The following is an 11,108-nucleotide window of genomic DNA, read 5'->3' as shown; positions in this document are numbered from 1 at the left end:
GCCTGGCGGCTTTAGCGCGGTGGTCCCACCTGACCCCATGCCGAACTCAGAAGTGAAACGCCGTAGCGCCGATGGTAGTGTGGGGTCTCCCCATGTGAGAGTAGGGAACTGCCAGGCATTAATTAAGAAGAACCCCGTACCGTAAGGTGCGGGGTTTTTTGCATTTGTTTTCTCCCTCACTCTGCGGGAGAGGGCATCAGACCGCACACCATCCCACAATAAACTCAGCAATCCTATCCTCATCATTTAAATCCAGCACCGGAACCTCAACATCGAGAGCGACATCGCTGGCCACCGCAATCACATGCGCATCCAGCGTTAACTCACTAACATCGTGCCCGGCATCACTTCTGAACAGCAGGATCTTTGCAACTGCTTCATGCTTAAACCCCTCAACCAGCACCAGATCCAGCGTGGAATGATCCATCCGACTGACCAGATACGCGAGATCCAGCGGTGCTTCATCAGGCGTTTCCGTCATCAATGCCCAGCGCTGATCACTTGCCACCATGGTTTGCGCGGCACCTGCCTTACGCAGTTCATAGCTGTCTTTTCCCGGTTTATCGACATCCATATTGTGGTGGGTATGTTTGATCAGTCCGGGGCGAATGCCTCTGGCACAAAGTGCGGGTATCAGCTTTTTAAGCAGCGTCGTTTTCCCGGTACCACTCCAGGCTGCAATAGCTAAAACAGGCGTCATTTTTTCTCCTGCATGGTCTGTAAATCTTCCGTCGTATTCACGTTCACAAATGCAGATTTCCAGTCGCTAAAATCAACGGAATGGCCGCCTGACTGACGCATAAACACCATCACTCTTCGCTCTCCAGCCGTCAGATAATCCTGCAGCGCTGGAATTAATGATCGATGAATCAACGTAATAGCAGGATGGTCACGCTCACCGTCATGTACCCACACAACCGGCGCTACGCCACGAAACGTCATCAGACGCTCGACAAGACAAGAGGGAATAAACGGCGTATCGCACGGGCAGAAAACAAACCACTCTGCCAGAGACTGCTGCATAACCGAGAGCATGCCGGCCAATGGTCCGGAGTAATTCCCAAGAGTATCCTGATATACGGGGTATCCGCTGCGTTGATAAATATCGATATGGCGGTTGGCACTGATAGCCATTGCCGTAACCTGATCTGCAAGCGTATCAGCAACATGTTGCCATAATGGCTTACCGTTAAGGTGCAGAAGCCCCTTATCTTGTCCCCCCATGCGCGTTGCTCTGCCACCCGCCAGAACCACTCCGATGATTTCATGACCCGGATTCACAAATATCGCCTCTTTTATTGTGGGATTGACCCTGCTAACGTGTCACTCTAAATGAAAGGAGCACCACCATGAAATGTAAACGTCTGAATGAAGTCATTGAACTCCTCCAGCCAGCCTGGCAAAAAGAGCCAGAGCTGAATCTGATGCAATTTTTACAGAAACTGGCGAAAGAGTCAGGTTTTGAAGGTGAACTGACGGACCTTTCTGACGACATCCTGATCTATCACCTCAAAATGCGTGACTCTGCCAAAGATGCTGTTATTCCTGGTATTCAGAAAGATTATGAGGAAGATTTTAAAACCGCATTGCTGCGCGCCCGAGGCGTAATTAAAGAGTAAAAGCTTGTAAGCGGCGGCACCGAAATCGCCACAAGATGATATCCTGAATCATTCGTATAATTTCCGGATGATCGGATGAACGACCAGGCTTTCACTTTCCAGACATTACACCCGGATACCATTATGGATGCGCTGTTTGAGCAGGGTATTCGGGTGGATTCCGGGCTAACCCCATTAAATAGCTACGAAAACCGCGTCTATCAATTCCAGGACGAGGATCGTCAGCGCTTCGTTGTGAAGTTCTATCGTCCCAAGCGCTGGTCCGCTGAACAAATTCAGGAAGAGCATCAGTTTGCTCACGATCTGCTGAATGATGAAGTTCCTGTTGCCGCACCGATAAAATTCAATAACCAAACGCTGCTTATGCACGAAGGGTTTTACTACGCCGTATTTCCCAGTCTGGGGGGCCGCCAGTTTGAAGCGGACAATATCGACCAAATGGAGTGGGTTGCCCGCTATCTTGGGCGCATGCATCAGACGGGACGCAAAACGCCGTTTATTGCCCGCCCGACTATAGGTACTCAGGAATACCTTATTGAACCCCGTCAGGTCTTCGAAACCTCAGCGCTTATCCCCTCTGCGTTGAAGGACGCGTTTCTCAGCGCGACGGATAAACTTATTGGGGCGGTAAAAGCCTGCTGGCGCGATGATATTTCCGTTCTGCGTCTGCATGGTGATTGTCATGCCGGGAATATTCTCTGGCGCGATGGCCCACTGTTTGTTGACCTCGATGATGCGCGGATGGGGCCGGCCGTGCAGGATTTGTGGATGCTGCTCAACGGCGACAAAGCCGAGCAACGTATGCAGCTTGAAACGATTATTGAAGCCTATGAAGAGTTTAGCCCTTTTAATTCAGACGAAATTGCCCTGATAGAGCCTTTACGCGCGATGCGTTTTGTTTATTATCTCGCATGGTTAATCAGGCGTTGGGATGACCCCGCATTTCCTCGTAATTTCCCGTGGCTTACCGGAGAGGATTACTGGCGTAGCCAGATATCCACATTTACTGAGCAGGTTAAGGTTCTTCAGGAGCCCCCTCTGCAATTAACGCCGATGTATTAATTGGACACACCCAGGAGAGAGTTAATCATGAAAAAAATTTGGCTGGCGCTGGCAGGTATGATTCTGGCATTTAGCGCTTCTGCTGCGCAGTTTACCGACGGCAAACAGTACATCACACTGGAAAAGCCCGTTGCTGGCGAGCCACAGGTTCTGGAGTTCTTCTCGTTCTATTGCCCACATTGCTACCAGTTCGAGCAGGTGCTGCATGTTTCTGACAACGTGAAGAAAAAGCTGCCGGAAGGCACCAAAATGACCAAATACCACGTAGAATTCCTGGGTCCATTGGGTAAAGACCTGACTCAGGCGTGGGCTGTTGCCATTGCACTGGGTGTGGAAGATAAGATCACTTCTCCAATGTTTGAAGCCGTTCAGAAAACCCAGACCGTTCAGACCACGGCTGATATCCGTAAAGTGTTCGTTGACGCTGGTGTGAAAGGTGAAGACTATGACGCTGCGTGGAACAGCTTTGTCGTGAAATCTCTGGTGGCTCAACAGGAAAAAGCTGCTGCCGATCTGCAACTGCAGGGCGTTCCGGCGATGTATGTTAACGGCAAATATCAGCTGAACATGCAGGGCATGGACACCAGCAGCATGGATATCTTCGTACAGCAGTACGCAGACACCGTGAAATACCTGGTCGAGAAGAAGTAAACCCAATGATATAAAAACGCCGGTCATTGACCGGCGTTTTTGTTTGAAGCTTTGATGTTCTCTATCTGCTCATCTTTCTCTTTCCAGAGCGTATTAAGCCAAAGCTGGAAACGACGTTTGAAGTTCTTATCGTTAACGTAATCCCCATGCAGTTCGGTATCAATTGGCACCAGATCGACACGAACAACAATACGCGTCAGCTTGCCGCTGAGCATATCGAAGAAAGGCGTCTTATCGTTTTCCGGATAGCAGAGCGTCACGTTCAGTAATTTATCGAACTGCGCCCCCAGCACGTTAAGCGCCATTGCAATTCCCGCCGCCTTGGGCGGCAGCAGGTTCTGGTATGGAGAGCGAGTCTGGAGACGCTTCTCGTCTGTAAACCGTGAGCCTTCGACAAAGTTCACAATTGTCGTTGGATGAGCGCGAAATTTCTCGCACGAACGTCGCGTCGTTTCCACATCTTTACCACGACGCTCCGGGTGACGAATCAAATAGCTGCGCGAATAGCGTTTCATAAATGGCATATCCAGCGCCCAGCAGGCCAGGCCGATAAAAGGTACCCAGGCCAGCTGTTGCTTCAGGAAGTATTTATTCATCGGGATATGCTTACGGAACAACACGCATAACACCACGATGTCGGCCCAGCTGTGGTGATTGCAAATCAGCAGATACCAGTTCTTTTTATTGAGTCTTTCGAGACCCTCAACGTCCCACTTAAGATGGGGGTTCAGGTACAGCAGGATGGCCAACCCTTCGCACCAGCAGTACATCATGAAATTACAAAACGCCGACACGGCTCGCCAAACCGTAGGCAAAGGTAACAGCAATTTAATTATCCCGGCGATGATGATCGGTACAGAACAGGCGATCGTCACCAGAATAGTTAAAATGATGCTTAACAGTAATGTTATTGCAGCGAGCAATCTCGACATGATGAGCTTTTTCAAATAGTTAGCTGTAATTAAGCGACCGATTATTCGGTGCAGGGCGCTGATTTTATCAGAAATCAGACAAAATAATGGCGCTTTCATACTGTGACATGATGGCTTATCTCCCGCCGCAGAAGATTTCACTACAATTACGCCGCAAACGGGGTATATATCCACATATGCTATATTTTCATCATCAGGCAATGTAAATCAGGGTTTGCAGATAACATTATGATAATTAAGTGTAAATTATATAACTCTGTGAGATTGTAGCGTTTGTTATTCATATGAAGTGAAAGTATTCACAAAGTTATCCACAGATTTTTTTTGCGAGCGATCCTCACGATCGCAAAATCTTTTCCTGTATCAGGCGCTAATAACTGATGTTTTCATCCTTCTGTGGCATCCTTTACCCATAAATTGATTAAAGGCACGGACATTATGGTTCAGATCCCAGAAAACCCTCTTATTCTCGTCGACGGCTCTTCTTACCTGTATCGGGCGTATCATGCGTTTCCTCCTCTGACCAATAGCGCAGGGGAACCTACCGGCGCGATGTACGGTGTGCTTAACATGCTGCGCAGCCTGATCCTTCAGTATCAGCCAACCCACGCGGCAGTCGTATTTGATGCGAAAGGCAAAACCTTCCGCGATGAGCTGTTTGAGCATTACAAATCCCACCGTCCGCCAATGCCTGACGATCTGCGTGCGCAGATTGAGCCGCTGCATGCGATGGTGAAAGCGATGGGTCTGCCACTGCTGGCGGTTTCAGGTGTGGAAGCGGATGACGTCATTGGCACTCTGGCCCGTGAAGCCGAAAAAATGGGCCGTCCGGTTCTCATCAGCACCGGTGATAAAGATATGGCGCAGCTGGTGACGCCAGGGATCACCCTGATTAACACCATGACCAACACCATCCTCGGCCCTGAAGAGGTGGTCGCAAAATATGGCGTGCCGCCAGAGCTGATTATCGACTTCCTCGCATTGATGGGCGACTCATCAGATAACATCCCGGGCGTGCCGGGCGTTGGCGAAAAAACGGCACAGGCGCTCCTTCAGGGACTGGGTGGGCTGGATACGCTGTATGCGGAGTCTGACAAAATCGCCGGGCTCTCCTTCCGTGGCGCAAAAACTATGGCCGGGAAGCTGGAAGAGAATAAAGAGGTGGCTTATCTCTCCTATAAGCTGGCGACGATTAAAACCGATGTTGAGCTGGAACTGGGATGTGAACAGCTAGAAGTGCAACAGCCATCAGCAGACGATCTGCTGGGTTTGTTTAAAAAATATGAATTTAAGCGCTGGACCACCGACGTGGAAGCCGGTAAATGGCTGCAGGCAAAAGGCGCCAAACCTGCAGCGAAGCCAAAAGAGACGATTGTCATCGATGCCGACGATCAGGCAGAAGAGGAAGCCGCTGCGCTCTCTTTTGAGCACTACGAAACCGTTCTTGAAGAGTCACAGCTGGTTGCCTGGATCGAGAAACTGAAAAAAGCGCCGGTGTTTGCTTTCGACACGGAAACCGACAGTCTGGATAACATTAGCGCCAATATGGTGGGCCTGTCCTTTGCGACAGAGCCGGGTATCGCTGCTTATGTTCCCGTTGCACATGATTACCTGGACGCTCCGGAGCAACTCTCTCGCGAACGCGTGCTTGAGCTGCTTAAGCCGATTCTGGAAGACGACAAGGCGTTGAAGGTAGGGCAAAACCTCAAATACGACCGCGGTATTCTGCAAAACTATGGTATTGAGCTGCGCGGTATCGCGTTTGATACCATGCTGGAATCCTACATTCTGGACAGCGTAGCGGGTCGTCATGATATGGACTCCCTGTCTGACCGCTGGCTGAAGCACAAAACCATCACCTTCGAAGAGATTGCCGGAAAAGGCAAAAATCAGCTCACCTTTAACCAGATTGCGCTGGAAGAGGCAGGACGCTACGCGGCAGAAGATGCCGACGTCACGCTGCAGTTGCATCTGAAAATGTGGCCAAAACTGCAGAAGCACGAAGGGCCGCTGAATGTGTTTCAGAACATCGAGATGCCGCTGGTACCTGTCCTTTCACGCATCGAGCGTAACGGCGTAAAAATCGACCCGACGGTACTGCATAACCACTCGGGTGAACTTGCCCAGCGTCTGACCGAACTTGAGCAAAAGGCGCATGAGCTTGCCGGTGAGCCGTTTAACCTCTCATCGCCAAAACAGCTGCAAACCATCCTGTTTGAAAAGCAGGGGATCAAACCGCTGAAGAAAACGCCAGGCGGTGCACCATCCACCTCGGAAGAGGTGCTGGAGGAGCTGGCGCTGGATTATCCACTGCCAAAAGTCATTCTGGAGTACCGTGGTCTGGCAAAGCTGAAATCGACTTACACCGATAAGCTGCCGCTGATGATCAATCCGAAAACGGGTCGTGTGCATACCTCATACCATCAGGCGGTGGCGGCTACTGGTCGACTATCCTCGACCGATCCAAACCTGCAGAACATCCCGGTACGAAATGAAGAAGGGCGACGCATTCGTCAGGCGTTTATTGCGCCTGATGACTATCTGATTGTCTCTGCTGACTACTCGCAAATCGAGCTGCGCATTATGGCGCACCTCTCGCGTGATAAGGGTCTGCTGACAGCATTTGCCGAAGGGAAGGATATCCACCGGGCAACCGCCGCTGAAGTCTTCGGTCTGCCGCTGGACAGCGTGACAAACGAACAACGCCGCAGCGCGAAAGCAATCAACTTCGGCCTGATTTACGGCATGAGCGCCTTCGGTCTTTCACGCCAGCTCAATATTCCGCGTAAAGAGTCGCAGAAGTATATGGATCTCTACTTCGAGCGTTATCCGGGTGTACTGGAGTATATGGAACGCACCCGCGCTCAGGCGAAGGAGAAAGGCTACGTTGAAACCCTGGACGGTCGTCGTCTCTACCTACCTGACATCAAATCCAGCAATGCGGCGCGCCGTGCGGGCGCAGAACGTGCCGCAATCAACGCCCCGATGCAAGGAACCGCTGCTGACATTATCAAACGCGCAATGATTGCCGTGGATGCCTGGCTGGAAAAAGAGAAACCGCGTGTGAAAATGATCATGCAGGTACACGATGAACTGGTGTTCGAAGTGCACAAAGACGATCTCGATAGCGTGTCGAAGAAGATCCACGAACTGATGGAAAGCAGCATGAAACTTGATGTGCCGTTGCTGGTGGAAGTGGGGAGTGGTGAAAACTGGGATCAGGCTCACTAACGGTTCGGCGAATAACGCGCTTTTTATGTAAGTTAGCAACATAACGACGTGCGTTTTGTGACGATCATTAGAATTCCCTATGTAAAGAATGAAAAAAAACTACAAAAAGTGCTTTTTCTACAGCAAAAAAAGGGGTAGAGTTAGCGGCGTAGGGTACAGAGGTAAGATGTTCTATCTTTCAGACCTTTTACTTCACGTAATCGGATTTGGCTGAATATTTTAGCCGCCCCAGTCAGTAATGACTGGGGCGTTTTTTATTGCGGCAAAGAAAATGACAGACAAAAAAAAGCGCGGACATTTCCGCGCCGGGTATTACTCTTCTTCCGCTTCTGTCGCGGGTTCCAGCTCGTTGAACCAGCTATCGAGCTTCTGACGCAGCTTATCCACCCCCTGCTTTTTCAGCGAGGAGAACGGCTCAACCTGCACGTCACCATTGAAGGCCAGTACTGCTTCGCGAACCATATTCACCTGCGCTTTACGCGCGCCGCTCGCCAGCTTATCCGCTTTTGTCAGCAGCACCAGAACAGCAATATCACTTGCGACAGCCCAGTCGATCATCTGCTGATCAAGGTCTTTCAGCGGGTGACGGATATCCATCAGCACGACCAGACCTTTCAGGCACATGCGTTTTTCCAGGTATTCACCCAGCGCACGCTGCCACTTGATCTTCATCTCTTCCGGTACCTGCGCGTAACCGTACCCCGGTAAGTCGACCAGGCGTTTGCCTTCAGCCACTTCAAACAGGTTAATGAGCTGAGTTCGGCCAGGTGTTTTTGAGGTACGCGCCAGGCTCTTCTGATTGGTCAGCGTATTCAGCGCGCTGGATTTACCCGCATTCGAGCGGCCAGCAAAGGCCACTTCGATGCCGGTATCAGAAGGCAGGTGGCGAATATCGGGCGCACTGGTGACAAAATGCGTCTGTTGGTAGTTCCAGGTAGTCACGTGGTCGTCTCCAAAAATCGTAATCTGCGGGGGATTATACCTGAATGCGGGCAAAAGGCTTTTTTCATTGTACCTGGCCTGTAGGCTTAAGCCCTGGCCGATGTGAGAGATCGGCTATTAATACTATGGGAGATTTCAGAGAAATCGCAGGTGTAAAAAAATACAAACTGTTTTAAATCATAGGATTAATATTGAGTCATTATCTGAAAATCCGTTTTTGTACTCTTTCGTTGCTTGTTAGTTTAACTGAACAAGGTAAAGTGTGCGTCAAGGCGGGGGTGCCAACAGGATAAGGACTTAGGGATAAGGGTCAGGAGCGCCAGGAGGCGAAGACGCAGGATTGTCAGGATGACCAGCGCCTGGAGGCGTTTTAACAGGAAAGGGAACCGTACACGGACGGTATCAGCCAAAGGATAAACAGGGTTTGTTGTAGGCAAACACGGAATGTCTGACCCGTTAAGGGTTGTGAGTCAGGAAAAAAGGCGACAGATTGCTCTGTCGCCTTTTTTCTTTGCTTGCTTTCTGCTAGATTTCGCCGCAATTCTATACTGAAGAAAACGACTTAAAGATAAAACATCATGAAAAAACCGACCTCCGCAGCGGGCGCTAAACGCCCTGCCAAAGCACGCCGCAAAACGCGCGAAGAACTGAACCAGGAAGCGCGCGATCGCAAACGCGATAAAAAACATCGCGGTCATGCTGCGGGTAGCCGTGCAAACGGTGGCGGTGCATCTGGCGCTTCTGCGAAAAATAAGCCGCAGAAAGATCCGCGTATCGGCAGTAAAACTCCCATTCCACTGGGCGTGACAGACACCCCGGTCACTAAGCAGCACAAACCAAAGAGCGAGAAACCTATGCTTTCACCGCAGGCTGAGCTGGATTTGCTGGAGAACGATGAGCGCCTGGACGCGCTGCTGGAACGTCTTGAAGAGGGTGAAACCCTGACCGCCGACGAGCAGTCATGGGTGGATGCCAAACTGGATCGCATCGATGAACTGATGCAGAAGCTGGGCCTGTCATACGACGATGACGAAGAAGAAGACGAAAAGCAGGAAGATATGATGCGTCTTCTGAAGGGTGGAAACTAACATTTGCACCCGGCAGGAACGATAGTCCTGCTTATAACCCTTCCGGTTATATGTTATCTGGTGTGGTTATTCGTTAAACTACGGCGGTTGTCGCGGCGACAGAAGTGGCTGCGCACCCGAATGATGGTCCGCAATGGAGCCAGAACGGGCCGCCGTATACGAACGCGACACCAACGGAAGGAGTGAGCATGTCTGTACCATCTATCGACTGGGATTTGGCCCTGATCCAGAAGTATAACTATTCCGGGCCGCGTTATACGTCATACCCTACCGCGCTGGAATTCTCTGATGCCTTCGGCGAGGATGAGTTTCAGCAGGCTATCGCGCGCTATCCAGAGCGCCCGCTGTCGCTCTACGTCCATATTCCGTTCTGCCATAAACTCTGCTACTTCTGTGGCTGCAATAAAATCGTCACCCGTCAGCAGCATAAAGCCGATCAGTATCTGGATGCACTGGAGCAGGAAATTTTGCACCGCGCGCCGTTGTTTACTGGTCGTCACGTCAGCCAGCTTCACTGGGGCGGCGGTACGCCAACCTATCTGAATAAAGCACAGATCAGCCGCTTGATGGCGCTTTTACGCGGCCACTTCAATTTTAAGGAAGATGCAGAAATCTCGATCGAGGTCGATCCGCGAGAAATCGAGCTGGATGTGCTGGATCATTTACGTGCCGAAGGCTTCAATCGCCTGAGTATGGGCGTGCAGGACTTCAATAAAGAGGTCCAGCGTCTGGTGAACCGCGAGCAGGACGAAGAATTTATCTTTGCCTTACTCAACCATGCGCGTGAAATTGGTTTCACCTCAACCAATATCGACCTGATATACGGCCTGCCAAAGCAGACGCCGGACAGCTTTGCTTTCACGCTTAAACGCGTAGCCGAACTCAACCCGGACCGCCTGAGCGTATTTAATTATGCGCATCTGCCGACGCTCTTTGCCGCGCAGCGCAAAATCAAAGATGCCGATCTGCCTTCTGCTCAACAGAAGCTGGATATTCTGCAGGAAACCATTACCTCGCTGACCGAAACCGGCTATCAGTTTATTGGCATGGATCACTTTGCCCGTCCGGATGACGAGCTGGCCATTGCTCAGCGCGAAGGGGTACTGCATCGTAACTTCCAGGGTTACACCACCCAGGGCGATACCGATTTGCTGGGGATGGGCGTTTCCGCCATCAGCATGATTGGTGACTGCTACGCGCAGAACCAGAAAGAGTTGAAGCTGTACTATCAGCAGGTGGATGAAAAGGGCAACGCGCTGTGGCGCGGCATCGCGTTAACACGTGACGACTGCATTCGTCGTGATGTGATTAAGGCGCTTATCTGCAACTTCCGTCTCGATTTCAGCGACGTTGAGTCGCTGTGGGATCTGCACTTCAGCGATTATTTTGCAGAAGACCTGAAGCTCCTGGCGCCGCTGGCGAAAGACGGGCTGGTGGATGTGTCGGAGAGTGCGATTGAGGTCACGCCGAAAGGGCGTTTGTTGATTCGTAATATCTGCATGTGCTTTGACGCTTACCTTCGCCAGAAAGCGCGTCTGCAGCAGTTCTCGCGGGTGATTTAAGCCGCAAAAGCGCGAAACGTA

Annotated in this window: 11 protein-coding genes and 1 rRNA gene; 8 read left to right on the top strand and 4 right to left on the bottom strand. The window is 51.0% G+C overall.

Features of this window, described 5'->3' with window-relative positions:
* Position 1 precedes the first annotated feature (1 nt).
* Positions 2-117: ribosomal RNA gene (gene rrf, locus ACTJJI_RS24050) — 5S ribosomal RNA — on the top strand.
* A gap of 79 nt (positions 118-196) precedes the next feature.
* Here the strand turns inward: rrf and mobB are convergent.
* Positions 197-700, bottom strand: a complete 504-nt coding sequence (gene mobB, locus ACTJJI_RS24045; RefSeq protein WP_047360327.1) for a molybdopterin-guanine dinucleotide biosynthesis protein MobB — start codon at positions 698-700, stop codon at positions 197-199.
* Positions 697-1,281 carry a molybdenum cofactor guanylyltransferase MobA gene (gene mobA / locus ACTJJI_RS24040; protein WP_368529964.1) on the bottom strand — a complete coding sequence of 195 codons (585 nt, stop codon included), beginning with the start codon at positions 1,279-1,281 and terminating at the stop codon, positions 697-699. The genes mobB and mobA overlap by 4 nt, the downstream gene beginning before the upstream one ends.
* 68 nt (positions 1,282-1,349) lie before the next feature.
* Between mobA and ACTJJI_RS24035 the strand changes: the two genes are divergently transcribed.
* From ACTJJI_RS24035 to dsbA, 3 genes are all read left to right on the top strand, one after another.
* A complete protein-coding gene (locus ACTJJI_RS24035) occupies positions 1,350-1,619 on the top strand; it encodes a YihD family protein (protein ID WP_013099387.1) in 270 nt (89 codons plus the stop codon).
* Between the two features lie 75 nt (positions 1,620-1,694).
* Entirely contained in the window at positions 1,695-2,681 is a 987-nt protein-coding gene (locus tag ACTJJI_RS24030) for a serine/threonine protein kinase (protein ID WP_014833810.1), read from the top strand.
* Between the two features lie 27 nt (positions 2,682-2,708).
* Positions 2,709-3,332 carry a thiol:disulfide interchange protein DsbA gene (dsbA, locus tag ACTJJI_RS24025; RefSeq protein ID WP_014833809.1) on the top strand — a complete coding sequence of 208 codons (624 nt, stop codon included), beginning with the start codon at positions 2,709-2,711 and terminating at the stop codon, positions 3,330-3,332.
* Between the two features lie 23 nt (positions 3,333-3,355).
* On the opposite strand, the gene ACTJJI_RS24020 is transcribed toward dsbA, so the two are convergent.
* Complete coding sequence (locus ACTJJI_RS24020; protein WP_063411867.1) at positions 3,356-4,264, bottom strand: acyltransferase; 909 nt, start codon at positions 4,262-4,264, stop codon at positions 3,356-3,358.
* A 438-nt stretch (positions 4,265-4,702) separates the two neighbouring features.
* Here ACTJJI_RS24020 and polA point away from each other — a divergent pair, with 438 nt between their 5' ends.
* Entirely contained in the window at positions 4,703-7,495 is a 2,793-nt protein-coding gene (gene polA, locus ACTJJI_RS24015; RefSeq protein ID WP_194516898.1) for a DNA polymerase I, read from the top strand.
* A gap of 166 nt (positions 7,496-7,661) precedes the next feature.
* Positions 7,662-7,709, top strand: coding sequence for a spot 42 RNA, inhibition of DNA synthesis (locus ACTJJI_RS24010; protein ID WP_071892919.1), 48 nt, complete (start codon positions 7,662-7,664; stop codon positions 7,707-7,709).
* A gap of 98 nt (positions 7,710-7,807) precedes the next feature.
* Here ACTJJI_RS24010 and yihA read toward each other — a convergent pair whose 3' ends face one another.
* Entirely contained in the window at positions 7,808-8,437 is a 630-nt protein-coding gene (gene yihA / locus ACTJJI_RS24005) for a ribosome biogenesis GTP-binding protein YihA/YsxC (protein ID WP_014833806.1), read from the bottom strand.
* Positions 8,438-9,015: 578 nt separating this feature from the next.
* On the opposite strand from yihA, the gene yihI reads away from it, so the two are divergent.
* Both yihI and hemN read left to right on the top strand, forming a co-directional pair.
* Complete coding sequence (yihI, locus tag ACTJJI_RS24000) at positions 9,016-9,525, top strand: Der GTPase-activating protein YihI (protein ID WP_440655823.1); 510 nt, start codon at positions 9,016-9,018, stop codon at positions 9,523-9,525.
* A 188-nt stretch (positions 9,526-9,713) separates the two neighbouring features.
* Positions 9,714-11,087 (top strand): oxygen-independent coproporphyrinogen III oxidase, encoded by a 1,374-nt coding sequence (gene hemN / locus ACTJJI_RS23995; RefSeq protein WP_440655821.1) that lies wholly within the window; start codon positions 9,714-9,716, stop codon positions 11,085-11,087.
* Positions 11,088-11,108: the final 21 nt, after the last annotated feature.

The organism is Enterobacter sp. 22466, assembly GCF_052044775.1.
Taxonomy (GTDB): domain Bacteria; phylum Pseudomonadota; class Gammaproteobacteria; order Enterobacterales; family Enterobacteriaceae; genus Enterobacter; species Enterobacter dissolvens.
Note: the sequence above shows the minus strand (reverse complement) of the source record. Positions and strands in the feature narration are given on the sequence as shown.

Coding starts and splice junctions, on each gene's coding strand:
- mobB (WP_047360327.1), bottom strand. CDS start 700: ATGACGCCTGTTTTAGCTATTGCAGCCTGGAGTGGTACCGGGAAAACG.
- yihI (WP_440655823.1), top strand. CDS start 9,016: ATGAAAAAACCGACCTCCGCAGCGGGCGCTAAACGCCCTGCCAAAGCA.
- polA (WP_194516898.1), top strand. CDS start 4,703: ATGGTTCAGATCCCAGAAAACCCTCTTATTCTCGTCGACGGCTCTTCT.
- ACTJJI_RS24035 (WP_013099387.1), top strand. CDS start 1,350: ATGAAATGTAAACGTCTGAATGAAGTCATTGAACTCCTCCAGCCAGCC.
- ACTJJI_RS24020 (WP_063411867.1), bottom strand. CDS start 4,264: ATGTCGAGATTGCTCGCTGCAATAACATTACTGTTAAGCATCATTTTA.
- dsbA (WP_014833809.1), top strand. CDS start 2,709: ATGAAAAAAATTTGGCTGGCGCTGGCAGGTATGATTCTGGCATTTAGC.
- hemN (WP_440655821.1), top strand. CDS start 9,714: ATGTCTGTACCATCTATCGACTGGGATTTGGCCCTGATCCAGAAGTAT.
- ACTJJI_RS24030 (WP_014833810.1), top strand. CDS start 1,695: ATGAACGACCAGGCTTTCACTTTCCAGACATTACACCCGGATACCATT.